Origin of the sequence: Streptomyces sp. NPDC057877 (assembly GCF_042796855.1) — a bacterium.
Classification (GTDB): Bacteria; Actinomycetota; Actinomycetes; order Streptomycetales; family Streptomycetaceae; genus Streptomyces.
Window position 1 is genome coordinate 533,404 of sequence record NZ_JBHVMS010000004.1, and the last position, 25,447, is coordinate 558,850.

21 protein-coding genes are annotated in these 25,447 nt (G+C 73.2%); 16 read left to right on the top strand and 5 right to left on the bottom strand.

The window, feature by feature from the left end:
- Window positions 1-62 precede the first annotated feature (62 nt).
- The 3 genes from ACFVQG_RS13940 (at window position 63) to hemW (ending at window position 5,389) form a co-directional block, all read left to right on the top strand.
- Entirely contained in the window at window positions 63-1,937 is a 1,875-nt protein-coding gene (locus tag ACFVQG_RS13940) for an AMP-dependent synthetase/ligase (protein WP_383381079.1), read from the top strand.
- 316 nt (window positions 1,938-2,253) lie between these two features.
- Window positions 2,254-4,128 (top strand): SpoIIE family protein phosphatase, encoded by a 1,875-nt coding sequence (locus ACFVQG_RS13945; RefSeq protein ID WP_383381082.1) that lies wholly within the window; start codon window positions 2,254-2,256, stop codon window positions 4,126-4,128.
- A gap of 28 nt (window positions 4,129-4,156) precedes the next feature.
- Entirely contained in the window at window positions 4,157-5,389 is a 1,233-nt protein-coding gene (hemW, locus tag ACFVQG_RS13950) for a radical SAM family heme chaperone HemW (protein WP_383381085.1), read from the top strand.
- 188 nt (window positions 5,390-5,577) lie between these two features.
- Here the strand turns inward: hemW and ACFVQG_RS13955 are convergent, their stop codons facing one another.
- Window positions 5,578-6,387 (bottom strand): DUF3097 domain-containing protein, encoded by an 810-nt coding sequence (locus ACFVQG_RS13955; RefSeq protein WP_383381088.1) that lies wholly within the window; start codon window positions 6,385-6,387, stop codon window positions 5,578-5,580.
- A gap of 32 nt (window positions 6,388-6,419) precedes the next feature.
- On the bottom strand, window positions 6,420-7,151 hold the full coding sequence (locus ACFVQG_RS13960; protein WP_383381090.1) for an MBL fold metallo-hydrolase: 732 nt from the start codon (window positions 7,149-7,151) through the stop codon (window positions 6,420-6,422).
- A 162-nt stretch (window positions 7,152-7,313) separates the two neighbouring features.
- Here ACFVQG_RS13960 and hrcA point away from each other — a divergent pair, with 162 nt between their 5' ends.
- From hrcA to ACFVQG_RS13980, 4 genes are all read left to right on the top strand, one after another.
- On the top strand, window positions 7,314-8,330 hold the full coding sequence (gene hrcA, locus ACFVQG_RS13965) for a heat-inducible transcriptional repressor HrcA (protein WP_383381091.1): 1,017 nt from the start codon (window positions 7,314-7,316) through the stop codon (window positions 8,328-8,330).
- Window positions 8,331-9,467, top strand: a complete 1,137-nt coding sequence (gene dnaJ / locus ACFVQG_RS13970; protein WP_383381094.1) for a molecular chaperone DnaJ — start codon at window positions 8,331-8,333, stop codon at window positions 9,465-9,467.
- A 351-nt stretch (window positions 9,468-9,818) separates the two neighbouring features.
- A complete protein-coding gene (locus ACFVQG_RS13975; RefSeq protein WP_383381097.1) occupies window positions 9,819-10,895 on the top strand; it encodes a nitronate monooxygenase in 1,077 nt (358 codons plus the stop codon).
- On the top strand, window positions 10,892-11,632 hold the full coding sequence (locus tag ACFVQG_RS13980) for a 16S rRNA (uracil(1498)-N(3))-methyltransferase (protein WP_383381100.1): 741 nt from the start codon (window positions 10,892-10,894) through the stop codon (window positions 11,630-11,632). The genes ACFVQG_RS13975 and ACFVQG_RS13980 overlap by 4 nt, the downstream gene beginning before the upstream one ends.
- Before the next feature lie 32 nt (window positions 11,633-11,664).
- Here ACFVQG_RS13980 and ACFVQG_RS13985 read toward each other — a convergent pair whose 3' ends face one another.
- Window positions 11,665-12,039 carry a hypothetical protein gene (locus ACFVQG_RS13985; RefSeq protein WP_383381102.1) on the bottom strand — a complete coding sequence of 125 codons (375 nt, stop codon included), beginning with the start codon at window positions 12,037-12,039 and terminating at the stop codon, window positions 11,665-11,667.
- A gap of 101 nt (window positions 12,040-12,140) precedes the next feature.
- On the opposite strand from ACFVQG_RS13985, the gene ACFVQG_RS13990 reads away from it, so the two are divergent.
- From ACFVQG_RS13990 to ACFVQG_RS14010, 5 genes are all read left to right on the top strand, one after another.
- Window positions 12,141-12,662 carry a hypothetical protein gene (locus ACFVQG_RS13990; RefSeq protein WP_383381105.1) on the top strand — a complete coding sequence of 174 codons (522 nt, stop codon included), beginning with the start codon at window positions 12,141-12,143 and terminating at the stop codon, window positions 12,660-12,662.
- Window positions 12,663-12,750: 88 nt separating this feature from the next.
- On the top strand, window positions 12,751-15,966 hold the full coding sequence (locus ACFVQG_RS13995; RefSeq protein WP_383381108.1) for a S41 family peptidase: 3,216 nt from the start codon (window positions 12,751-12,753) through the stop codon (window positions 15,964-15,966).
- Between the two features lie 61 nt (window positions 15,967-16,027).
- Complete coding sequence (locus tag ACFVQG_RS14000; RefSeq protein ID WP_383381110.1) at window positions 16,028-16,381, top strand: histidine triad nucleotide-binding protein; 354 nt, start codon at window positions 16,028-16,030, stop codon at window positions 16,379-16,381.
- Window positions 16,382-16,387: 6 nt separating this feature from the next.
- The gene (locus tag ACFVQG_RS14005) at window positions 16,388-17,293 is read left to right on the top strand and encodes a ribonuclease Z (protein ID WP_383381113.1); all 906 of its coding nucleotides are present in this window, start codon (window positions 16,388-16,390) and stop codon (window positions 17,291-17,293) included.
- 19 nt (window positions 17,294-17,312) lie between these two features.
- Window positions 17,313-18,290, top strand: a complete 978-nt coding sequence (locus ACFVQG_RS14010; protein ID WP_383381116.1) for an adenosine deaminase — start codon at window positions 17,313-17,315, stop codon at window positions 18,288-18,290.
- Between the two features lie 111 nt (window positions 18,291-18,401).
- Here ACFVQG_RS14010 and ACFVQG_RS14015 read toward each other — a convergent pair whose 3' ends face one another.
- Complete coding sequence (locus ACFVQG_RS14015; RefSeq protein ID WP_383381119.1) at window positions 18,402-19,595, bottom strand: MFS transporter; 1,194 nt, start codon at window positions 19,593-19,595, stop codon at window positions 18,402-18,404.
- A 178-nt stretch (window positions 19,596-19,773) separates the two neighbouring features.
- Window positions 19,774-20,565: an IclR family transcriptional regulator gene (locus tag ACFVQG_RS14020; RefSeq protein WP_383381121.1), complete on the bottom strand. Its 792-nt coding sequence runs from the start codon at window positions 20,563-20,565 to the stop codon at window positions 19,774-19,776.
- A 107-nt stretch (window positions 20,566-20,672) separates the two neighbouring features.
- Here ACFVQG_RS14020 and ACFVQG_RS14025 point away from each other — a divergent pair, with 107 nt between their 5' ends.
- The 4 genes from ACFVQG_RS14025 to ACFVQG_RS14040 all read left to right on the top strand — a co-directional run bounded on the left by ACFVQG_RS14025 (window position 20,673) and on the right by ACFVQG_RS14040 (window position 25,445).
- Complete coding sequence (locus ACFVQG_RS14025; protein WP_383381123.1) at window positions 20,673-21,623, top strand: 5-dehydro-4-deoxyglucarate dehydratase; 951 nt, start codon at window positions 20,673-20,675, stop codon at window positions 21,621-21,623.
- Complete coding sequence (locus ACFVQG_RS14030) at window positions 21,620-22,960, top strand: glucarate dehydratase family protein (RefSeq protein ID WP_383381126.1); 1,341 nt, start codon at window positions 21,620-21,622, stop codon at window positions 22,958-22,960. The genes ACFVQG_RS14025 and ACFVQG_RS14030 overlap by 4 nt, the downstream gene beginning before the upstream one ends.
- An 83-nt stretch (window positions 22,961-23,043) precedes the next feature.
- Window positions 23,044-24,186 (top strand): carbohydrate kinase family protein, encoded by a 1,143-nt coding sequence (locus tag ACFVQG_RS14035; RefSeq protein WP_383381129.1) that lies wholly within the window; start codon window positions 23,044-23,046, stop codon window positions 24,184-24,186.
- A gap of 188 nt (window positions 24,187-24,374) precedes the next feature.
- On the top strand, window positions 24,375-25,445 hold the full coding sequence (locus ACFVQG_RS14040; RefSeq protein WP_383381132.1) for a PhoH family protein: 1,071 nt from the start codon (window positions 24,375-24,377) through the stop codon (window positions 25,443-25,445).
- Window positions 25,446-25,447: the final 2 nt, after the last annotated feature.

Genomic DNA, 25,447 nt, shown 5'->3' on the forward strand with positions numbered 1-25,447 from the left:
AGGCGCGCGAGTGAAACGAGCCCACTGAGCGAGCCGCATCGTCGCGGGCCCCGGAGGATGTCGTGAGCGACACACAGACCCTGATCGAGAACCGTCCGCCGTCCGTAGCGGGACTCTTCCTGGAGCGGGTGGCGGCCACACCGGACGCCGAGGCCTACCGTTACCCGGTGCCCGCCCCGTCCGGCGAGGGTCCCGACGAGTGGAAGTCGCTGAGCTGGGCCCAGGCCGCCGAGCGGGTCTACGCCATCGCGGCCGGGCTGATCGAACTGGGCGTCCAGCCGGAGCAGCGGGTCGCCCTCGCCTCCAGCACCCGTCTGGAGTGGATCCTCGCCGACCTCGGGATCATGTGCGCGGGCGCCGCGACGACGACCGTGTACCCGCAGACCAACGCCGAGGAATCGGCGTACATCCTCTCCGACTCCGAGAGCCGGGTGCTGATCGCGGAGGACGCCGAGCAACTGGCCAAGGCCGTCGAGAAGCGCGCCGAGCTGCCCGAGCTGACGCATGTCGTGGTCATCGACGGCGCGGGCGTGGAGAGCGGTGACTGGATCCTGACCCTCGCCGAGCTGGAGAGCCGGGGCGCGGCCCGGCTGGAGAAGGACCCCGACCTCGTCAAGGAGCGGGTCGGCGCGCTCACCAAGGACCAGCTCGCCACCCTCATCTACACCTCCGGCACCACCGGCCGCCCCAAGGGCGTACGCCTCCCGCACGACAACTGGTCGTACATGGCGAAGGCGATCGCCGCGACCGGGCTGGTCGGCCCGGACGACGTGCAGTACCTGTGGCTGCCGCTCGCGCACGTCTTCGGCAAGGTGCTCACCTCCGGGCAGATCGAGGTGGGGCACGTCACCGCCGTCGACGGGCGGGTGGACAAGATCATCGAGAATCTGCCGGTGGTGCAGCCGACGTACATGGCGGCCGTCCCGCGCATCTTCGAGAAGGTCTACAACGGGGTCGCGGCGAAGGCGCGGGCCGGTGGCGGCGCCAAGTACAAGATCTTCCAGTGGGCCGCGGCGGTCGCCCGCGAGTACGCCAAGGTCAGCCAGGACAACTTCCGGCGCACCGGCACGGCCTCCGTCCCCTTCGGGCTGCGGACCAAACACGGTGTCGCCGACAAGCTCGTCTACGCCAAGATCCGCGAGGCCTTCGGCGGCAACCTGCGCGCCTGCATCTCCGGCTCCGCCGCCCTCGCCCCCGACATCGGCTACTTCTTCTCCGGCGCCGGTATCCACATCCTGGAGGGCTACGGCCTCACCGAGTCCTCCGCCGCGTCCTTCGTCAACCCCGGCGAGGCCTACCGCACCGGCACCGTCGGCAAGCCGCTGCCCGGCACCGAGGTCCGCATCGCCGACGACGGCGAGATCCTCATGCGCGGCCCCGGCATCATGGAGGGCTACCACAAGCTCCCCGAGAAGACCGCCGAGGTGCTGGAGCCGGACGGCTGGCTCCACACCGGCGACATCGGTGAGCTGTCCCCCGACGGGTACCTGCGCATCACCGACCGCAAGAAGGACCTCATCAAGACGTCCGGCGGCAAGTACATCGCGCCCGCGGAGGTCGAGGGGCAGTTCAAGGCGGTCTGCCCGTACGTCTCCAACATCCTCGTCCACGGCGCCGACCGGAACTTCTGCACCGCCCTGATCGCGCTCGACGAGCCGTCGATCCTGCAGTGGGCCAAGGAGAACGGCCTGGAGGGCAAGTCGTACGAGGAGGTCGTCGCCGCGCCCGCCACGGTCGAGATGGTCGACGGGTACGTGCGGCAGCTCAACGAGGGCCTGCAGCGCTGGCAGACCATCAAGAAGTTCCGGCTGCTGCCGCGGGACCTCGACGTGGAGCACGGTGAGCTGACGCCGAGCCTGAAGCTGAAGCGGCCGGTGGTGGAGCGGGAGTACAAGGGGCTGATCGAGGAGATGTACGCGGGGTCGCGGGAGGCGTAGGGAGCGCGCCCAGGCGGTGGGGTGGTGGGGGACTGACGGCGGCTGCGGGTTGTCCGTGGCCGGGCGCGCGGTTCCCCGCGCCCCTTCAGGTCGCGCCCGTCAACTTCGACCTGAAGGCGCGCGGTTCCCCGCGCCCCTTCAGGTCGGCCCACGCCCCGTTCCCGGTCGGAATCGGCCATCTTCGGACACGCGGACACCAGCCCCCACACTCACGACAGCCCACTTCGGTAACTCCGCGCGTATGGGCGCGGTCTTTCTGTCACCCTGTCGGCATCTGACCGAGGCCTGTCCGTCCGAGCCGTCCGGGGAGCCGTCCATGGGGGCCATTCCGACGCAACGGGAGACCGTCTCCCTTGCCTCCGAGGGGCCTGCGCACGCCACCCTCGCGCATCTGCGCGCCACCCTCTCCGGGAACCCCCTGGCCCCCGGCACCGCGCGAGGGCTGGTCCGCGCGGCGTTACAGGAGTGGACGGAACGCGCCCTGCCCGGCGCCGAGCGGATCACCGGCCGCCTCACCCACGACGCCATGGTGGCCGTCAGCGAACTCGTCACCAACGCCGTCGTGCACGCCGGAACCGAGGTGGCGCTGTCCTGCCGCCTCGAGCCCGACACCGGCGCCCTGGTCGTGGAGGTCACCGACCGGCACCCCTCGCGCCCGCCGCGCGAGCGGTCCGCGCAGCCGTCGTACGAGGCGCCGGAGCAGGGGCGAGGGCTGCGGCTGGTCGCCGCCCTCGCGGACGCCTGGGGCGTCAGCTACCAGCGGGGCACCAAGACGGTGTGGGCGCGCCTCCCGGCCGAGGAGGCCGACGGCATCGCGGAGACGGCGGACCTCGGCCTCCAGGTCGCCGAACTGCTCGCCCCCGGACCCCGCCCCGCCGGTGGCGACCGGGACTGGCTGGGCCGGGGCGCCCTGTCCTTCCTCGCCGAGGCCTCCGACCTGCTCGCCGGTCAGCTCGACGAGAACCTGGTCGCCGCGCTCACCGGCCAGCTGATCGTGCCGCGGCTGGCCGACTGGTGCGCGGTCTGGCTGGAGGACGAGGCCATGGGCCGCGGCGGCGGCTGGGGCGACGGCGCCGGACTGCCCGCGGCGCGGCTCGCCCGCGTCTGGCACCGCAGCGAGGAACACCTCGAGGAACTCCGCCGCACCCTGGAGAAGGACCCGCCGCGCCCGCCCGACTCCCTGCGGTCCGGCCCCGTCCCCCACCCCTGGCCCGGCGCCGCGCTCGGCCCGCACGGGGCGCACGGCGCCGCCCTCGCCTACCGGCTGCTCGCGGGCGGACGGCCACTCGGCACCCTGCTCATCGGGCGGTGCGGGCTGCCCGGCTTCCCCGACGAGATCACCGGGCTCGTGGAGGACCTCAGCCGCCGGGTGGCGCTCGCCATCGGCGCCGCCCGCCAGTACGCCCGGCAGGCCACCATCAGCGCCGTACTCCAGCGCGGTCTGCTGCCCGGCGCGGTCGCCGAGATCCCGGGTGTGCGCAGCGCCCTCGTCTACGAACCCTGCGACCAGGGCGGACCCAGCGGCGACTTCTACGACCTGTTCCCGGGCGGCGACGGCCGCTGGTGCTTCGCCATCGGCGACGTCCAGGGCAAGGGGCCCGAGGCCGCCGTGGTGATCGGGCTCGCCCGGCCCTGGCTGCGGCTGCTCGCCCGCGAGGGCTACCGCGTCGCCGACGTCCTCGACCGCCTCAACCAGCTCCTCCTCGACGACGCCACCGAGGCCGCCGACGCCGCCGCCCGCGCCCTGGTCGGCCCCGCCATGCCCGGCGACGGCCCGCAGACCCGCTTCCTCTCCCTCCTCTACGGCGAACTGGTGCCCTTCGACGGCGGTGTCCGCGTCACCCTCGCCTCCGCGGGCCACCCGCTCCCGCTGGTCCTGCGCCCCGACGGCGCCGTGGGCACCGCGGCCCGGCCGCAGACCCTGCTCGGGGTGGTCGAGGACGAGACGTACACCAGCGAGACGATCGAGCTGGCCCCCGGCGACACCCTGCTGTGCGTCACCGACGGGGTCACCGAGCGGCGCAGCGGCTCCCGCCAGTTCGACGACGAGGACGGGCTGGCTGCCGCGCTGGCCGGGTGCGCGGGGCTCGGCGCCGACCTGATCGCCGAGCGCATCCGGCGCCTGGTGCACGACTTCGGCGGACGGCCGCCGGAGGACGACCTCGCGCTGCTGGTACTGCAAGCCGAGTGAGCGCCCCCGATGCCGGACAATGGAGTACATGCCTTCCGCACTCCCCGACGGCGAGCCCGTCCCCGCCGACGGCGCGCTGCCCGCGTCCGCGCTCGCCGGGGCGGCGACCCGCCCCCTCGGGTTCTATCTCCACGTCCCGTACTGCGCGACCCGCTGCGGGTACTGCGACTTCAACACCTACACCGCGACCGAGCTGCGCTCCACGGGCGGCGTCCTCGCCTCCCGCGACAACTACGCCGAGACCCTGACCGACGAGATCCGCCTCGCCCGCAAGGTCCTCGGCGACGACCCGCGCGAGGTCCGCACGGTCTTCGTCGGCGGCGGCACGCCCACCCTGCTGGCCGCCGACGACCTCGTACGGATGCTGGGGGCGATCCGCGACGAGTTCGGCCTCGCGGCCGACGCGGAGGTCACGACGGAGGCGAACCCGGAGTCCGTGGACCCCGCCTACCTCGCCACCCTCCGCGCGGGCGGCTTCAACCGGATCTCCTTCGGCATGCAGAGCGCCCGGCAGCACGTCCTGAAGGTGCTCGACCGCACCCACACCCCCGGCCGCCCCGAGGCGTGCGTCGCGGAGGCCCGCGCGGCGGGCTTCGACCACGTGAACCTCGACCTGATCTACGGCACCCCGGGCGAGTCCGACGACGACTGGCGGGCGTCCCTGGAGGCGGCGCTGGGCGCGGGCCCGGACCACATCAGCGCGTACGCCCTGATCGTCGAGGAGGGCACCCAGCTCGCCCGCCGCATCCGCCGCGGCGAGGTCCCGATGACGGACGACGACGTCCACGCGGACCGGTACCTGATCGCGGACTCGGTGTTGTCGGGGGCGGGCTTCGACTGGTACGAGGTCTCCAACTGGGCCACCTCCGAGGCCGCCCGCTGCCTCCACAACGAGCTGTACTGGCGCGGCGCCGACTGGTGGGGCGCGGGCCCCGGCGCGCACTCCCACGTCGGCGGCGTGCGCTGGTGGAACGTCAAGCATCCGGGGGCGTACGCGGCGGCCCTGGCGGAGGGACGCTCCCCGGGCGCGGGGCGCGAGCTGCTGTCGGACGAGGACCGCCGGGTGGAGCGCGTCCTGCTGGAGCTGCGGCTGCGGGAGGGGGTGCCGCTGTCGTTGCTGCGGGCGGAGGGCCTCACGGCTGCCGGGCGGGCGCTGGAGGACGGGCTGCTGGAGGCGGGGCCGTATGAGGAGGGGCGGGCCGTGCTGACGTTGCGGGGGCGGCTGCTGGCGGATGGGGTGGTCAGGGATCTGGTGGATTGATCACCCTGGCGGGCGAGTCGGTGCGGAACGGAGGTTCGGCCCCTAGCCTGGTGCGTGGGCCGCCGTCAGAAGGACGCGGCGGATGTGGAGGGCCACGGAGACGACCGCTGTGGACGAGCGTGGGATGACCGGGTTCTTCGAGGAGTTCGAGCCTCCCCAGCGGAGTGGATCCGGGACCTTCACCGGGGTCAGGCGTCACCGGTCGCCGTAACGAAGTCGATCAACTCCTCCACCCTCCCCAACAACTCCGGCTCCAGGTCCCTGTAAGACCGCACCCGCCCCAGGATCCCCCGCCAGGCCTCACCGGTGTTTTCCGGCCACCCCAGCGCCCGGCACACCCCCGTCTTCCAGTCCTGCCCGCGCGGGACGCGAGGCCACGCGGCGATCCCCAGGGACGACGGCTTCACCGCCTCCCAGACGTCGATGTACGGGTGGCCCACGACCAGCGCGTGCTCGCTCGTCACCGACTCCGCGACGCGCCACTCCTTCGAGCCCGGCACCAGGTGGTCCACGAGGACGCCCAGGCGGGCGTCCGGGCCGGGGGCGAAGGCGGAGACGATCGACGGGAGGTCGTCGACGCCCTCCAGGTACTCCACGACCACGCCCTCCACGCGCAGGTCGTCGCCCCAGACCTTCTCCACCAGCTCGGCGTCGTGGCGGCCCTCGACATAGATGCGCCCGGCGCGGGCGACGCGCGCGCGGGCGCCGGGGACGGCGACGGAACCGGAGGCGGTACGGGTGGGCCGTACCGGACCGGTGGCCGGTTTCACCAGGGTCACCACGCGCCCCTCCAGGAGGAACCCGCGCGGCTCCAGCGGGAACACCCGGTGCTTGCCGAAGCGGTCCTCGAGGGTCACCGCGCCCGCCTCGCAGCGGATCACCGCGCCGCAGAAGCCGGTGCGCCCTTCCTCCACCACCAGCCCGGGGTCCGCCGGGACCTCGGGGACGGGCCGGGGCTTCTTCCAGGGCGGGGTCAGGTCGGCGGAGTACTGGCGCATTCGGATGACGATATGGACACGCCCGCGCCCGCTCAGCCCGACACGCCGAAGCGGGCGGCCAGCGCGTCCCGCTGGGCGCGCACGTACGCCGCGTCCACCACCGCTCCGTGACCGGGGACGTACACCGCGCTCTCGCCGCCGAGGGACAGCAGCCGGTCCAGGGCGTCCGGCCACTGCGACGGTACGGCGTCAGGACCGGCCTGCGGATCGCCGGACTCCTCGACCAGGTCGCCGCAGAAGACCACCTCCGGGTCGCCCGGCACCAGCACCGCCAGGTCGTGGGCCGTGTGCCCCGGGCCCACGTTGGCCAGCAGCGCCTGGCGCCCGCTGCCCAGGTCGAGCGTCCACTCGCCGGAGACATGGTGGCGGGGCGGGACCACGGTCTCCGCGGCCTCCGCCGCCGGGCGCTCGGCGAGACCGTGCCGGACGGCGTCCGTGCGCAGCTCCTCGCGCCCGCGCCGGGAGCCGAGCACCGCGTCCACGCCGACCGCGCCGTACACCTCCGCGCCCGCGAACGCCGCCGCGCCGAGGACGTGGTCGAAGTGGGGATGGGTGAGCGCGAGGTGGGTCACACGGTCACCGGCGAGCGCCTGCGCCTGCGTACGCAACCGGGCGCCCTCCGCGAGGCTGGACCCCGCGTCCACCACCAGCGCCGCGCCCGCCCCGATCACCAGCCCCACCGTGCAGTCCCACACCGGCAACCGGCACCGCCCGACCCCCGGCGCCAGCCGCTCCCACCCCAGCTCTTCCCAAGTCACGGTCATACCCGCGACGCTAGCCGTATCGCCCGCGTGTGCGTGACGTCGCAGGACCGGCCTTGCCGGGGGCGTACCCGACCGCCGTACACTGGGCCGGGTAAGGCTGGCACTCACATGGGCCGAGTGCCAGGGGGAGCGTCAAGGGGACGACCGCTGGAGGTGTGCGCGATGCTCAGTGAACGAAGGCTCCAGGTGCTGCGCGCCATCGTCCAGGACTACGTCGGCACCGAGGAGCCCGTCGGTTCCAAGGCGCTCACCGAGCGGCACGGCCTCGGTGTCTCCCCGGCCACCGTGCGCAACGACATGGCGGCCCTGGAGGACGAGGGGTACATCGCCCAGCCGCACACCAGCGCCGGGCGCATCCCGACGGACAAGGGCTACCGGCTGTTCGTCGACAAGCTCGCCGAGGTCAAGCCGCTCACCGCGCCGGAGCGGCGCGCGATCCAGAACTTCCTCGACGGCGCCGTCGACCTCGACGACGTCGTGGCCCGCACGGTACGGCTGCTGGCGCAGCTCACCCGGCAGGTCGCGGTCGTGCAGTACCCGTCGCTGACCCGCTCGACGGTGCGGCACGTGGAGCTGCTGGCGCTGGCCCCGGCGCGCCTGATGCTGGTCCTGATCACGGACACCGGCCGGGTCGAGCAGCGCATGGTCGACTGCCCGGCGCCGTTCGGCGAGACATCGTTGGCGGATCTGCGGGCGCGGCTGAACAGCCGGGTCGCGGGCCGCCGGTTCACCGATGTGCCCACCCTCGTCGAGGACCTGCCCGAGGCCTTCGACATCGAGGACCGGGGCACGGTCTCGACGGTGCTCTCCACCCTGCTGGAGACACTCGTCGAGGAGAACGAGGAGCGGCTGATGATCGGCGGCACCGCCAATCTCACCCGCTTCGGACATGACTTCCCCCTCGTGATCCGGCCCGTCCTGGAGGCCCTTGAGGAGCAGGTCGTGCTCCTCAAGCTCCTGGGCGAGGCGAAGGATCCGGGCATGACCGTGCGTATCGGTCACGAGAACGCCCATGAGGGACTCAACTCCACCTCGGTGGTGTCGGTCGGCTACGGTTCGGGCGGCAGGGCAGTAGCCAAGCTCGGCGTGGTCGGACCGACCCGCATGGATTACCCGGGAACGATGGGAGCGGTACGAGCGGTGGCACGGTACGTCGGACAGATCCTGGCGGAGTCGTAGGTGGCCACGGACTATTACGCCGTTCTCGGCGTGCGTCGCGACGCGTCGCAGGAAGAGATCAAGAAGGCCTTCCGGCGGCTCGCGCGCGAGCTGCACCCGGACGTCAACCCCGATCCGAAGACCCAGGAGCGGTTCAAGGAGATCAACGCCGCTTACGAGGTGCTGTCGGACCCGCAGAAGAAGCAGGTCTACGACCTCGGCGGCGACCCGCTCTCCCAGGCGGGCGGCGGTGGCGCGGGCGGCTTCGGCGCGGGTGGCTTCGGGAACTTCTCGGACATCATGGACGCGTTCTTCGGCACGGCGTCGCAGCGCGGGCCGCGCTCGCGCACCCGCCGGGGCCAGGACGCCATGATCCGGATCGAGGTGGAGCTGGACGAGGCGGCCTTCGGTACGACGAAGGACATCCAGGTCGACACGGCCATCGTCTGCTCCACCTGCAACGGTGAGGGCGCCGCGCCGGGCACCTCCGCGCAGACCTGTGACATGTGCCGCGGCCGGGGTGAGGTCTCCCAGGTCACCCGGTCCTTCCTGGGCCAGGTCATGACCTCGCGGCCGTGCCCGCAGTGCCAGGGCTTCGGCACCGTCGTGCCCACCCCGTGCCCGGAGTGCGCCGGGGACGGGCGGGTGCGCTCGCGGCGGACGCTGACCGTGAAGATCCCCGCCGGTGTCGACAACGGCACCCGCATCCAGCTCGCCGGTGAGGGCGAGGTCGGGCCCGGCGGCGGTCCGGCCGGTGACCTGTACGTCGAGATCCACGAGCTGCCGCACCCCATGTTCCAGCGGCGCGGCGACGACCTGCACTGCACGGTGACCCTCCCGATGACGGCTGCGGCCCTCGGCACGAAGGTGCCGCTGGAGACGCTGGACGGCATGGAGGAGGTCGACATCCGGCCGGGCACCCAGTCCGGGCAGTCGATCCCGCTGCACGGGCGCGGTGTGACGCATCTGCGCGGCGGCGGGCGCGGTGACCTCATCGTGCACGTCGAGGTGCAGACGCCGTCCAAGCTGGACGTCGAACAGGAGCGGCTGCTGCGCGAGCTGGCCAAACTGCGCGGCGAGGAGCGGCCCCAGGGCCAGTTCCAGCCCGGCCAGCAGGGCCTGTTCTCGCGCCTGAAGGACGCGTTCAACGGCCGCTGACGGACGCCTTCGACGGCTGCTGTGGGGCACCTTCAACGGCCGGTGACGGACGCCTTCACTGGCCGTTGAGGGGCACCTCCAACGGCCGTTGACGGACGCCTTCGACGGCCGCTGTGGGTATCTCCAACGGCCGCGAGGGACACCTCCAACGGCTGTTGGCAGACGCCTTCGACGACCGTGAGGGACACCTCCAACGGCCGTTGGCAGACGCCTTCGACGGCCGCTGAGGGGCACCTCCAACGGCCGCTGAGGGACGCCGTCGACGACCGCTGACATGCGGAGCATTCCGTAGGCATATACCTACGGAAGCCCCGATTCGGACTGCCGCGGAGGACGTGACAACATGCGGTCATGTCCTCCGCACTGACCGATCTCTTCCCCCACCCGATCGTGCAGGCCCCCATGGCGGGCGGCGTCTCCGTGCCGCGGCTCGCCGCGGCCGTGTCCGAGGCGGGCGGCCTCGGCTTCCTCGCCGCCGGGTACAAGACCGCCGACGGGATGTACCAGGAGATCAAGCAACTGCGGAGCCTCACCCAGCGCCCCTTCGGCGTCAACCTCTTCATGCCCCAGCCGGACCTCGCCGAGCCCGCCGCCGTCGACGTCTACGCCCACCAGCTCGCCGGAGAGGCCGCCTGGTACGAGACCGAGCTGGGCGACCCCGAGAGCGGCCGTGACGACGGCTACGAGACCAAGCTCGCCGTCCTCCTGGACAACCCGGTGCCGGTGGTGTCGTTCCACTTCGGCGTGCCGAGCCCGGAGGTGCTCGGCGCGCTGCGCCGCGCCGGGACCTTCACCGCCGTCACCGCCACCACCGTCGACGAGGCCGTGGCCGTGGAGCAGGCCGGGGCGGACGCGGTGATCGTGCAGGGCGTGGAGGCGGGCGGCCACCAGGGCACCCACCGGGACGCCACCGAACGCGACGGCGCCGGGATCGGGCTGCTCTCCCTGCTCGCCCAGGTACGGGAGTCGGTGGGCCTGCCCCTGCTCGCGGCCGGGGGGATCATGCGCGGCGGCCAGATCGCCGCCGTGCTCGCGGCCGGGGCGAGCGCCGCGCAGCTCGGCACCGCGTTCCTCGTCACCCCCGAGTCCGGCGCCCACGCCGTGCACAAGGAGGCGCTGACCAACCCCCTGTTCGTGCGGACGGAGTTGACCCGGGCGTTCTCCGGGCGGCCCGCGCGCGGGCTGGTCAACCGGTTCCTGCGGGAGCACGGGCCGTACGCGCCCGCCGCCTACCCGGAGGTCCACCATCTGACCTCCCCGCTGCGGAAGGCGGCGGCGAAGGCCGGGGACGCGCAGGGCATGGCGCTGTGGGCGGGGCAGGGCCACCGGATGGCCCGGGAGCTGCCCGCCGGGCGGTTGGTGGAGGTCCTCGCCGGTGAATGCGACGCCGCGCGGACAGCGTTGTCGACGGGAGGGCGGGGCCGATGACCGCGCCGGTGTTCGTGGTCGAGGAACTCGACCGGGTCGGGGCCGAGTTGGTGCTCGACGGGCCCGAGGGCAGGCACGCCGTGTCCGTGAAGCGGCTGCGGCCCGGCGAGGAGGTCGTCCTCACCGACGGGCACGGCCGCTGGACGGAGGGCGTGGTCAAGGCCGCGGAGGGCAAGGACCGGCTGGTGGTGTCGGAGCTGGCGGCCGTACGGGAGGAGCCCGAGGCGCGGCCCCGGATCACCGTCGTCCAGGCGCTGCCCAAGGGCGACCGGGGCGAACTCGCCGTCGAGACCATGACGGAGGTCGGTGTCGACGCGATCGTGCCGTGGGCGGCGGCCCGTTGCATCACGCAGTGGAAGGGCGAGCGCGGTCTGAAGGCGCTCGGCAAGTGGCGGGCCACCGCCCGGGAGGCGGGCAAGCAGTCCCGCCGGGTGCGCTTCCCCGAGGTCGCGGACGCGGCGACGAGCACACAGGTTGCCTCACTTCTGGCCGACGCCGACTTCGCCGCCGTACTCCACGAGAGCGGCGACGCGCCGCTGGCCACCGCCGAACTGCCCACCGAGGGCGACATCGTGCTGGTGGTCGGGCCCGAAGGCGGCGTCTCGCCCGAGGAGTTGGCGCTGTTCACGCGGGCGGGGGCGCGGCCGTACCGGCTGGGGCGCAGTGTGCTGCGCACGTCCACGGCCGGTACGGCGGCCACGGCGCTGCTGCTCGGGCGCACGGGGCGCTGGGACTGACCTCCGGGCCAGCGGGCTGCCGGGCGGGGCCCTCAGGCCAGTGCCTCCCGCCCCGCCACCACCGCCCGGAACAGCTCCCACCCGTCCAGCTCCACCGTCCCCGCACCCGGCTCGGCCAGCAGCCCGCGCCGGGCCGCCTCGTCGACGAACGCGCGGACCACGCCCGGCTCGTGCAGGTTCAGCAGATTGCCCCGCCCGTCGGTGACGGAGCCCGAGAACCAGTAGCCCTCGGCGACATAGCGGCCCTCACCGGACCCGAAGACGATCCGGGTGACCGTGCGCCGGTCGCGGTACAGCGACAACGTCTCCCGGCAGCCGCCGTCCGCCGCGTGCGAGTGCCGTAACGTCCAGTCGTAAGCCGTCCCTTCGTCGATGACGAGCCTGCGCAGCCTGTGATCGTTGCCCATGGCCACCACGCTATGGCGCCGAACGTCCGTTTCGCTGGGGATTTTCGGGGTGGCCGTATGCGCTCTACCGCGACCGGCGCGAGGGTGGCACGCTGCCTGCCATGGGGGCGTCACGGTGGCGGATGGCAGGGATCGCGGGGCTCGTGGTGGTCACCGTGGGTGGGCTCGTGGCCTGCGAACCGGGTCAGCTCAGCTCGGCCACGGTGGCGTTCACCACCGACGAGCTGATGACCCGGGAGATGGAGCGGCGCGACACGGGCGTGCAATGGCTCAGTTGCACGGCGAACTTCGGTGACGGGAACGGCTCCTCGCCGAGCGCGAGCGAGGACACCGTCGCCGACGTGGACTGCCAGGGGCGGACCGACGACGGCAAGGAGATCACCGTCGAGGGCCGGGTGACCCGCGCGGTCGACGGCGCGTGCGTCCGCGGGGAACTCACCGCCAAGATCGACGGCCGGGAGTGGTTCCGCGTCGACGGCCTGGGCAACTGCGACGCGAAGCCCAGCACCCCGCCCGCCGGGAACCCGGGCGGCGGACAGCAGCCGGGTCCGACGGTCACCGTCACCGTCACCAGGACCGTCTACTGCGAGCGGGCCCCGCAGTGCTGGCCCGACGGCAAGTGACGTGCGGTGAGCCACGGACGGCACGTGACGGACAGTAAGTGATCCAAACCGCTGTTCGCGGGCACGTCACCTGCATAGGGTTGCTCGGGTGACTCAGTTCGCAGCGTCCGCCGCATCGGCGTATCTCCGCTTCCCGCATCCGCACGGCGAGTTGGTCGCGTTCACCGCCGAGGACGATGTCTGGCTCGCGCCCCTCGACGGCGGCCGGGCCTGGCGCGTGAGCGCCGACAACGTGCCCGTGACCCATCCGCGTATCTCGCCCGACGGCACCACCGTCGCCTGGACCTCCACCCGCGACGGCGCCCCCGAGGTGCACATCGCGCCCGTCGACGGGGGACCCGCCCGGCGCCTCACCCACTGGGGCAGCTGGAAGACGCAGGTCCGCGGCTGGACCCCGGACGGCGAGGTCCTCGCCCTCACCACCCACGGCCAGGCCAGCCTGCGCCGCAGCTGGGCGCACGCCGTCCCCCTCGACGGCGGACCGGCGACCCGGCTGCCGTACGGGCCGGTCGGCGAGGTGGCGTACGGCCCGCGCACGGTGCTGCTGTCGGCGCCGATGGGGCGGGAGGCCGCCTGGTGGAAGCGGTACCGGGGCGGCACGGCGGGCAAGCTGTGGATCGACCCCGACGGCGACGGGGAGTTCGTACGGCTGCACGCGGAGCTGGACGGCAACATCGAGTACCCCTTCTGGGTCGGCGACCGGATCGCCTTCCTCTCCGACCACGAGGGCACCGGCGCGCTGTACTCCTCCCTCGCCGACGGCTCCGACCTACGGCGGCACACCCCCGTCGACGGGTTCTACGCCCGGCAGGCCGCGACCGACGGCACCCGGGTGACGTACTCCAGCGCCGGTGAACTGTGGATCCTGGACGACCTCGACGCCGCCGAGCCGCGCAGGCTCGACATCCGGCTCGGCGGGCAGCGCGCCGACCAGCAGCCGTACCCGGTGAGCACCGCCCGCTGGTTCGGCTCCGCCTCGCCCGACCACACCGCGCGGGGCAGCGCGGTCGCCGTCCGCGGCGGGGTGCACTGGGTCACCCACCGTTCCGGACCGGCCCGCGCGCTGGCCGCCGTACCGGGTGTGCGCGCCCGGCTGCCGCGCGCCTTCCGCGCGGACGGCGAGGAGTGGGTGGTGTGGGTGACGGACGCCGAGGGCGACGACGCCCTGGAGTTCGCGCCCGCCACCGGCGTCGCGCCCGGCGCCACCCCGCGCCGCCTCGCCGCCGGACAGCTCGGCCGGGTCCTCGGCCTGGCGATGGCGCCGGACGGCAGCCGCGCGGCGGTCGCCGCGCACGACGGGCGGGTGCTGCTCGTCGAGCGGGAGAGCGGCGAGATCCGCGAGCTGGACCGCAGTGAGCACGGCGACGTCTCCGGCCTGGTCTTCTCCCCGGACTCCACGTGGCTGGCCTGGTCGCACCCCGGCCCGCGCCCGCTGTGCCAGCTCAAGCTCGCCAACACCACCGACCTGTCGGTCACCGAGGCGACCCCGCTGCGCTTCCAGGACTACGACCCCGCCTTCACCCCCGACGGCAAGCACCTCGCCTTCCTCTCCAACCGCTCCTTCGACCCGGTCTACGACGAGCACGTCTTCGACCTGGCGTTCGTCGTCGGTGACCGGCCGCACCTGATCACCCTCGCGGCGACCACCCCGTCCCCCTTCGGCCCGCAGCGGCACGGCCGCCCCTTCGACGCCTCCGACAAGGACGAGACCCCCGAGGGCGAGGGCACCCCGGCCACCCGGATCGACCTGGAAGGGCTCGCCGACCGGATCGTGCCGTTCCCGGTGGAGGCGGGCCGCTACTCCAACCTGCGCACCGCCAAGGACGGCGTGCTGTGGCTGCGCCACCCGGTGCGCGGCGTCCTCGGCGTCTCCCGGGCCACCCCGGACGACCCCGACCCCAAGAGCGAGCTGGAGCGCTACGACCTTGCCCAGCACCGCCTCGAACACCTCGCCGCCGACGCCGACCACTTCGAGGTCAGCGGCGACGGCAAACGCGTCCTGCTGTGGAGCGACGGCCGCCTCAAGGTCGTCCCCAGCGACCGGCGCGCCGCCCACGACGACGACGGCGACACCAACATCACCGTGGACCTCTCCCGGGTACGGCAGTTCGTCGACCCGGCCGCCGAGTGGCGGCAGATGTTCGAGGAGACCGGTCGCGTCATGCGGGACCACTTCTGGCGGCCCGACATGAACGGCGTCGACTGGGACGCCGTACTCGACCGCTACCGTCCCGTCCTGGACCGCCTCGCCACCCACGACGACCTCGTCGACCTGCTGTGGGAGGTGCAGGGCGAGCTGGGCACCTCGCACGCCTACGTCATCCCGCGCGGCGCCTTCGGCGACGGCCCCCGGCAGGGACTCCTCGGCGCCGACCTGGTCCGCGACCCGGACGGCGTCTGGCGCATCGACCGCATCCTGCCCTCGGAGACCTCCGACCCCGACGGCCGCTCCCCGCTCGCCGCGCCCGGCGTCGCGGTGCGCCCCGGGGACGCGATCGTCGCGGTCGCCGGACGCCCGGTCGACCCGGTGACCGGCCCCGGCCCGCTGCTCGTGGGTACGGCGGGCAAGCCCGTCGAGCTGACCGTCTCGCCGTCCGGCGGCGGCGAGGTACGGCACGCGGTCGTCGTCCCGCTCGCCGACGAGGAGCCGCTGCGCTACCACGCCTGGGTCGCCGACCGGCGCGCCTACGTCCACGAGAAGTCCGGCGGTCGGCTCGGCTACCTCCACGTGCCCGACATGCAGGCCCCCGGCTGGGCGCAGATCCACCGGGACCTGCGCGTGGAGGTCGCCCGGGAGGGCCTGGTCGTCGACGTCCGGGAGAACCGCGGCGGGCACACCTCCCAGCTGGTCGTGGAGAAGCTGGCCCGGCGGATCGTCGGCTGGGCGGTGCCGCGCGGCATGCGGCCCTACAGCTACCCGGAGGACGCGCCGCGCGGGCCGGTCGTCGCCGTCGCCAACGAGTTCTCCGGCTCGGACGGCGACATCGTCAACGCCGCGATCAAGGCGCTCGGCCTCGGCCCCGTCGTCGGCACCCGCACCTGGGGCGGCGTCATCGGCATCGACAACCGCTACCGCCTGGTCGACGGCACGCTGGTCACCCAGCCCAAGTACGCCTTCTGGCTGGAGAACTACGAGTGGGGCGTGGAGAACCACGGCGTCGACCCGGACGTGGAGGTCGAGCAGCGCCCGCAGGACCACGCGGCGGGCCGGGACGCCCAGCTCGACGAGGCGATCCGGATCGCGCTGGCGGCCCTGGAGGGCAACCCGGCGAAGACCCCGCCCGCCCTGCCCGACCTGGGCTGAGGCACGCACCCCGCTCGCTACGATGCCCGGTGAACGATCACCGGCGTGAGGAGGCACACGCATGGCAGGCGAACCACAAGAGGACTGCTTGTTCTGCAAGATCGTCGCGGGGCAGATCCCGGCGACCGTCGTCCGCGAGACGGACACCACCGTCGCGTTCCGCGACATCAACCCGCAGGCGCCCACCCACATCCTGGTGATCCCCAAGGCGCACTACCCCGACGCCGCCGCGCTCGCCGCCGGTGCGCCGGAACTCGCCGCGGACGTGCTGCGCGAGACCCAGGCCATCGCCGACGGGGAGCAGCTCGACAGCTACCGCGTCGTCTTCAACACCGGCAGCGGCGCCGGGCAGACCGTCTTCCACGCCCACGCCCACGTCCTGGGCGGCCGGGGCCTGGAATGGCCCCCCGGGTGAGCCGACGTGTCCGTACGTGAACTCGTGGTCCTCGGCACCGCCAGCCAGGTCCCGACCCGGCACCGCAACCACAACGGCTATCTGCTGCGCTGGGACGGCGAGGGCATCCTGTTCGACCCCGGCGAGGGCACCCAGCGCCAGATGCTGCGTGCCGGGGTCGCCGCCCACGACATCGACCGCATCTGCGTCACCCACTTCCACGGCGACCACTCCCTCGGCCTCGCCGGGGTGATCCAGCGCATCAACCTCGACAAGGTCCCGCACCCGGTCACCGCCCACTACCCCCGCTCCGGCCAGCGCTTCTTCGACCGCCTGCGCTACGCCACCGCCTACCGCGAGACCGTCGACCTCACCGAGGCCCCGGTCTCCGCCGACGGCGACCTGGCCACCACGCGCGCGTACCGCCTTCAGGCCCGCAAGCTGTCCCACCCCGTCGAGTCCTACGGCTACCGGCTGATCGAGCCCGACGGCCGCCGCATGCTGCCCGACCGGCTCGCCGCGCACGGCATCAAGGGCCCGCACGTCGGCCGTATCCAGCGCGAGGGCGTCTTCGACGGGGTGACGCTGGAGGAGGTCAGTGAGGTGCGGCGCGGGCAGCGGTTCGCGTTCGTCATGGACACCCGGCTGTGCGAGGGCGTGTACGCGCTCGCGGAGGGCTGCGACCTGCTCGTCATCGAGTCCACCTTCCTCGACGAGGACGAGCCGCTCGCCGTCGAGTACGGACACCTCACCGCCGGACAGGCCGCGCGGGTGGCCCGGGACGCCGGGGTACGGCACGTGGTGCTCACCCACTTCAGCCAGCGCTACTCCGAGCCGGACGACTTCGAGCGCCAGGCGAGGGCGGCCGGATACGAGGGTGAGCTGACCGTGGCCCATGATCTGCTCACGGTGCCGGTTCCGAAACGTCGGTGAGCAGCCGTACCATTCTTCGATGCCCCTGCCGAAAGCTGAACTCCACCTGCACATCGAAGGCACTCTGGAGCCGGAGCTGGCCTTCGAGCTGGCCGCCCGCAACGGCGTCGAGCTGCCGTACGCCGACACCGAGGCCCTGCGCGAGGCGTACCGCTTCGAGGACCTCCAGTCCTTCCTGCACCTGTACTACGGGCTGATGGCCGTCCTGCGCACCGAGCGCGACTTCGCCGACCTCGCCGACGCCTACCTCGCCCGCGCCGCCGCCCAGGGCGTCCGCCACGCCGAGATCTTCTTCGACCCGCAGGCCCACCTGGCCCGGGGCGTGTCCATGGAGACGGTGGTCGAGGGCCTGTGGAAGGCCCTGGGCGAGAGCGAGACGCGGCACGGCGTCTCCACCCGCCTGATCATGTGCTTCCTGCGGGACGAGTCCGCCGAGTCCGCGATGGAGACCCTGCACGCCGCCAAGCCCCACCTCGCCCGGATCACCGGCGTCGGCCTCGACTCGGCCGAGGCCGGGCATCCCCCGGCGAAGTTCCGCGAGGTGTACGAGACCGCCGCCGCGCTCGGCCTGCGCCGCGTGGCCCACGCGGGCGAGGAGGGGCCGCCCGAGTACATCGCCGAGGCCCTCGACATCCTCGGCGTGGAGCGCGTCGACCACGGCCTGCGCTGCATGGAGGACCCCCGACTGGTCGCCCGCCTGGTCCGCGACCGCATACCCCTGACCCTGTGCCCCCTGTCCAACGTCCGCCTGCGCGCCGTCGACACCCTGGCCGACCATCCGCTCCCCGCGATGCTGGAGGCGGGCCTGCGCTGCACGGTCAACTCGGACGACCCGGCGTACTTCGGGGGCTATGTCGGCGACAACTTCGACGCCCTGGGTCTGACGCTGGAGCAGCAACGCGAGCTGGCGCGCAACTCGTTCCTGGCGGCGTTCCTGGAGGACGACGAGGAGCGAAGGGGGCGGTACTTGGCCGAGGTGGAGGCGTATCAGTCTTAGGGACGAGTCTTAGGGACGAGTCTTAGGGAGGAGTCTCAGGGACGGCAGGGCAGCGCCCTTAAGGGGCGTGGGGAACTGCGCGACAGGCCACAACGAGCCCGCGGCCGCGATTCACGCGGCCGTGGCAGCCTCGTAGGCGCCCTGCTTCTCCACGGCCACATCCACGGAAACCACCGGCACCGTCGGCCTCCCCGCCCGAAGGGCGACCACCGTCATCGGCACGGCGACGACCAGCAGCCCGCCCGCGAGCACGATCCCCATCCCGGGGAAGCCGACCCCCGCCGCCAGCACACTCCCGGCGACCGGCCCCGCCGCGGTGCCCAGCGAAGAGGCGGAGCCCACCAGCACCGCCCAACGCCCGCGCCCGTCGAGGGAGGCGGCGAGCCCGATCACGTAGGACAGCACGACCGGGTAGAGCGCGTTCCAGGCGATCTCACCGGCCGCGAACGTCACCAGATCGGTCGCCGACGCACTGACCGCGATACACACGGCGATGACGGCCGTACCCCCACCGATCGGCAGGGCGAGGCCGATCCGCGGCCCCAGCGCCCCCGCCAGCACGACCCCGACGAGCCCCGCACCCAGCGCGACGGCGAACACCGCACCGACCGTGACCTCGCTCAGGTGCGCCTGGGCGAGCCCGATCCGACCGCTGACGCCCCACAGGGAGTTCTGCGCGAGCGACCAGCACAGCAGCGCCGCGGCGAGGACCAGCCCGGCGCGCGGATGGGGCAGCCGGGTTACCTCGCAGCGGTGCCGCTGGGCCGGTTCGGCGGGACCGAGGCGGCCGGTCAGCGGCCAGACCGCGAGCGCGGTGAGCGCGATCGCCGCCAGCGGGAGGCCGTGCCCGGGACCGAGGTGCGGCACCGTCAGATAGACGGCGCCCGCGAGAGCGGAGACGCCGAGCAGCCCGAGCGTGGTGCTGCGGTGCTGGTCGGGGCGGCCCGCGATCAGCGTGGCGGCGACCGCCGTGGCCGTACCGGACCCGAGACCGCCGACGACCGCGCCCGCGACGACCGCCGGGACGGCGGCGCTGAGCGCGGCCCCGCCGTAGCCGAGGACGGCGAGCGTGAGCCCGAGGCGGGCGAGCACACGCGGGCCGACGCGGTGGACGCGGGCGGCGAGCAGGAACCCCGCCGCCGCCGAACCCAGCAGCAGCGCGCTGCCGATGGCGCCGGACTGGGTGGCGGTGAGGGGGAGCCCCGAGTCGAGCCTGCCGACGACGGTCGGGAGGAGGTACGGGGCGAGGTACCCGGCCGTGAAAAGGGCGACAAGGGGCCAGGGCGTGGTGGTGCGGGCGAACACGGGCGTTCCCAGGGCATGCGAAAGGAGCGGCACAAAGAGGGGGATTGGGCGACGACCGTCGACAGACAGGAACGCGCGGGCAATTTGTATCAAGCCGGGGGAGCCCAAGGGGAGGGCGGATTATGTGATCTGAGTTACAGATGTGTTTGGGGGTGTGGCGGCCGGGTAGACGCGGGCGCTATCGCCAGTGGACCGAGCCCCCGTGGGCCGTCCCGCCCGGCACCGTCGCCTCGATCTTCGCCCGGATCTCCCGCATCACGGCGACGATCCGCGTCTCGTGGGCGGGCGTCAGCCGCGCCACCGGCACCGAGCAGCTGACCGCGTCCTGCGCGGGGGTGTCGTAGCGCAGGGCGAAGCCGAAGCCGACGATGCCGGTGACGCCCTCCTCGCGGTCGATGGAGTAGCCGCGCCCGCGCACCTCGGCCAGATCGGCGGCGAGGGTGTCGCGGGTGGTGTGGGAGCGGGGGGTGAGGGCCTCGTAGGGGCCCTCGGGGAGGTCGGCGTCGGGGCGTTCGGCCAGCAGCGCCTTGCCGAGGGCGGCGACATGGGCGGGGAGGCGGCGGCCGACGCGGCTGATGGTCCGCAGGTACTCGTGGGACTCGCGGGTGGCGAGGTAGGCCACGTCCCGGCCGTCGAGCCGCCCCAGGTGGATCGTCTCGCCGAGCGCCTCGGAGGCCTCGTCGAGATACGGGCGTACGGCGCGCACGCGCGGGTCGGAGTCGAGGTAGCTGGTGCCGGTGAGCAGGGCGTGGATGCCGATGCCGTAGAGGGAGCCGGAGACGTCGGTGCGGACCCAGCCGCGCGAGACCAGGGTCTGGAGCAGCGCGTACATGGAGCTGCGCGGGACGGCCAGCGCGTCCGCCAGCTCCTGCAGACGGGCCGGGCGGTCGCCGCGGGCGGCGAGGAGTTCGAGGAGTTCGACCGTGCGCGCGGCCGACTTCACTTCGCGGACGCCGCCTGACTCTGACATGGGGCGATCGTAGAACGGGCGGGGTGGGCCGGGGTGCGGCCCATTGACGGTCCCGGTTCGCGTATCTAGCCTCCATCCTCATATATGGATGACGTCTACATGGGGAGATGAGTGGGGTGGGTTCCGACCTGGACACGGCCCGGCGGCGACTACGGGACGGCATGGCACGCGGTGTGCTCTCGTTCCCCCTGACCAGCTTCCTCGACGACGGCTCCCTGGACCCCGACGGCTGCCGCGCCCAGCTCGCCGCCCAGCTCGCCACCTCACCCGGCGCGGTCTTCCCCGCCTGCGGCACCGGGGAGTTCTTCTCCCTCGCCGAGGACGAGTACCGCACCGTCGTCACCCTCGCCGTCGAGGAGGCGGGCGGCCGACTGCCCGTCGTCGCGGGCATCGGCTACGGCTGGGCGCAGGCCCTGCGGTTCGCGCGCATCGCCGAGGACGCCGGGGCCGACGCCCTGCTGGTCCTGCCGCACTACCTCGTCGCCGCCCCGCAGGAGGGCCTCGTACGGCAACTGGAGCGGATCGCCGCGGGCACCCGGCTGCCGCTCGTCGCCTACCAGCGCGGCCAGGTCGCCTACACCGCCGACTCGCTGCGGCGGCTGGCCCGGATCCCGAACGTCATCGGGCTCAAGGACGGCCACAGCGACCTCGACCGGCTCCAGCGCCTCACCCTCGCCGCCCCCGACGGCTTCCTGTTCTTCAACGGCGCCGCCACCGCCGAGATCCAGGCCCGCGCCTACGCCACCGTCGGCGTCCCCGCCTACTCCTCCGCCGTACACGCCTACGCCCCCGAGATCGCGACCGCCTTCTTCACCGCCCTGCGCGACGGCGACGACGCCACGGCGGGGGAGCTGCTGCGCGCGTTCTACGTCCCGCTCGTCGAACTCCGCGACCGGGTGCCCGGATACGCCGTGTCGCTGGTGAAGGCGGCGGCCCGGCTCCGTGGCCGCCCGGTCGGGCCCGTACGCGCCCCGCTCACCGACCCCTCGGCCGCCGACCTGGCCGACCTGAAGGCCCTGCTCACCACCGGACTCGACCTCGTAGGAGCCGCCCTGTGAACCTCACCGTCACCGACGTCCGGCTGACCCCGATCCTGGTCGCCGACCCGCCGCTGCTCAACACGCAGGGCGTGCACCAGCCGTACACCCCCCGGCTGATCGTCGAGGTGGTGACCGCCGACGGCGTCACGGGCGTCGGCGAGACGTACGGCGACACGAAGTACCTGGAGCTGGCGCGCCCGTTCGCGCAGCGGCTGCCGGGCCGCCAGGTGAACGACCTGAACGGCCTCTTCACGGTCGCGGACGCGGTCCTGGTCGACTCCGCCCAGGTCAGCGACCAGGTCGACGTCGGCGGGCTGCGCGGCGTCCAGACCGCCGACAAGCTGCGGCTGTCCGTCGTCTCCGGCTTCGAGGTGGCCTGCCTGGACGCCTGGGGCAAGGCGGCCGGGCTGCCGGTGCACGCGCTGCTCGGCGGCAAGGTGCGGGACAGGGTCGACTACAGCGCCTACCTGTTCTACAGGTGGGCCGACCATCCGGCGGGGGTGGCGGCCGAGCGGGACGACTGGGGGGCCGCCCTCGACCCCGCCGGGGTGGTCGAGCAGGCGCGGAAGTTCAAGGAGCGCTACGGCTTCACCTCCTTCAAGCTCAAGGGCGGCGTCTTCCCGCCGGACGAGGAGGTCGCCGCGGTACGGGCGCTGGCGGAGGCGTTCCCCGGGCATCCGCTGCGGCTGGATCCCAACGGGGCGTGGAGCGTGCCGACCTCGCTGCGGGTGGCCGAGGAACTCGGCGACGTCCTCGAGTACCTGGAGGACCCCGCGCTCGGCACGCCCGCCATGGCGGAGGTCGCGGCGGGGTTGCGAGGGGCGGCGCGCGGCGCCTCCGGCAAGGGCGGTGGTGGGCGACGGGCGGGCGTGCCGCTCGCGACCAACATGTGCGTGACGACGTTCGCGGAGATCAAGGAGGCCTTCACCCGTGACGCCGTGCAGGTCGTGCTCTCCGACCACCACTACTGGGGCGGCCTGCGCAACACCCAGCAACTCGCCGCGATCTGCCGTGCCTTCGGCGTCGGCGTGTCCATGCACTCCAACACCCACCTGGGGATATCGCTGGCCGCGATGACCCACGTCGCGGCCACCGTCCCCGGCCTCCACCACGCCTGCGACTCCCACTACCCCTGGCAGTCGGAGGACGTGCTCACCCGGCGGCTGACGTTCCAGGACGGCGGGGTCACCGTCTCCGACGCACCCGGCCTGGGCGTGGAACTCGACCGGGAGGAGCTACGGCGGCTGCACCGGCGCTGGCTGGACGACGACGGGTCGCTGCGCGACCGCGACGACGCGGCGGCCATGCGGGCGGCACGGCCGGGGTGGGTGGTGCCGACGGTGCCGCGCTGGTGAGGGCGCAGGTCACCGGGACACCCGGCGCGTTGTCAGTGGGGTGGTGCAGACTGGCCTGATCCGCACCATCTCAGGAGCGCACCGTGACCGCGACCAACACCCCCGCCGTCACCGGAAAGGGACCCACCGCCCCCGCCGGGCTGCACCGCCGGGCCCATGTGGATCCCCTGGCCCGACTGCGCACACCGCACGAACCGCCCTGGGACGTCTATCTCACGGGCACCGTCTTCCTCGACATCATCTTCACCGGCCTCGACTCCGCCCCGGTGCGCGGCACCGAGTCCTGGGCGCGCGGGATGGGGTCGAGCCCCGGCGGGGTCGCCAACATGGCGGCGGCCCTGTCCCGCCTCGGCCTGCGGACCTGCCTGGCCGCCGCGTTCGGGGACGACCACTACGGCGACTACTGCTGGGACGCGCTGGAGCGGGGCGAGGGCATCGACCTCGGCCCCTCACGCACCGTCCCCGGCTGGCACTCGCCGGTCACGGTCTCGATGGCGTACGAGGGTGAGCGCACGATGATCTCCCACGGCCACGAGCCCCCGCCCGAGGAACCCGCCCCCGACTGCCCGCCGCCCGCGCGAGCCGCCGTGGCCGCGCTGGAGCCCGGCAAGCGGGCCCCGTGGATCGCACAGGCCGCCGCCAAGGGCACCCGGATCTTCGCCGACGTCGGCTGGGACGACACCGGCGCCTGGGACCTGGCGGGGCTGGCCGACCTCGCGCACTGCGAGGCGTTCCTGCCGAACGCCGAGGAGGCCATGCGCTACACCCGCACCACCTGCCCGCGCGCCGCCGCCCACGCCCTGACGCGCCATGTCCCGGTCGCCGTCGTCACCCTCGGTGCCGAGGGCGCCTTCGCCGTGGACCGGCGCACCGGCGAGACCGCGGAGGTTCCGGCCATCGAGGTGGAGGCCCTGGACCCGACCGGCGCCGGGGACGTCTTCGTCGCCGGTTTCGTCACCGGCTCCCTCGCGGGCTGGCCCCTGGCCGACCGGCTGGCCTTCGCGGGCCTCACCGCGGCCCTGTCCGTCCAGGAGTTCGGCGGCTCCCTGTCGGCGCCCGGCTGGTCGGAGGTCGCGGCCTGGTGGCGCCGCGTGCAGTCGGTCGACGACCAGAACCCCGCCGCGCTGCGCCGGTACGCCTTCCTGGAACACCTGCTCCCGGCCACCGCCCGCCCCTGGCCGCTGCGCCGTGCGGTCCCCACGATCGGCTTCCGCCGCTCGGCGTGAGGGCCCGCTCCCGTCACCGTCCGCATCCGCCCGCACACCCCCCGATCACACGCCCGCCCTCCGGTCCGATCGTCCGAGGAAAAGGCCTACGGCGATGTCAGTCGCCCGGCGTACCCTGGAAATCGCCAGGCCGCCCTTGTGGCGGGCGAGTCGTATCGAGGAGGACGTGCAGGCCTGCCGGCCGGCCCATGACTCAGACACCCACAGCTCACACCCCCGCGCAGGGGCAGGCGAAAGTGAACCTGACCGTCCCCGCGGCGCACCCCATGGTGACCGTGCTGGGCTCCGGCGACGCCCTCCTGCGCGTGATCGAGAAGGCCTTCCCGGGGGTCGACATCCACGTCCGGGGCAATGAGATCAGCGCGGTCGGCGACTCCACGGATGTCGCCCTCGTCTCGCGCGTGTTCGACGAGATGATGCTGGTGCTCCGCACCGGACAGCCGATGACGGAGGACGCAGTGGAACGCTCGATCGCGATGCTCAGAGCGAGCGAGAACGGCGAGAGTGACGGCCCGGAGACCCCGGCGCAGGTCCTGACGCAGAACATCCTGTCCTCGCGCGGTCGCACCATCCGCCCCAAGACCCTCAACCAGAAGCGGTACGTCGACGCGATCGACAAGCACACGATCGTCTTCGGCATCGGCCCCGCGGGCACCGGCAAGACCTACCTGGCCATGGCCAAGGCGGTCCAGGCCCTCCAGTCCAAGCAGGTCAACCGCATCATCCTGACCCGACCGGCGGTGGAGGCGGGCGAGCGCCTCGGCTTCCTGCCCGGCACGCTCTACGAGAAGATCGACCCGTATCTGCGCCCGCTGTACGACGCGCTGCACGACATGCTCGACCCCGACTCGATCCCGCGCCTGATGGCGGCGGGCACGATCGAGGTCGCGCCGCTGGCGTACATGCGCGGCCGTACGCTCAACGACGCCTTCATCATCCTGGACGAGGCCCAGAACACCAGCCCCGAACAGATGAAGATGTTCCTCACCCGGCTCGGCTTCGACTCGAAGATCGTGATCACCGGTGATGTGACCCAGGTCGACCTGCCCGACGGCACCAAGTCCGGTCTGCGGCAGGTGCAGGACATCCTGGACGGCGTCGAGGACGTGCACTTCTCGCGACTGTCGTCGCACGACGTCGTACGCCACAAGCTGGTGGGCCGTATCGTCGACGCCTACGAGAAGTACGACACCAAGCACGGCACCCAGAACGGCACCCACAAGGGCGGCCGGGGCAAGTCCGGGCACAAGGGGAAGTAGAC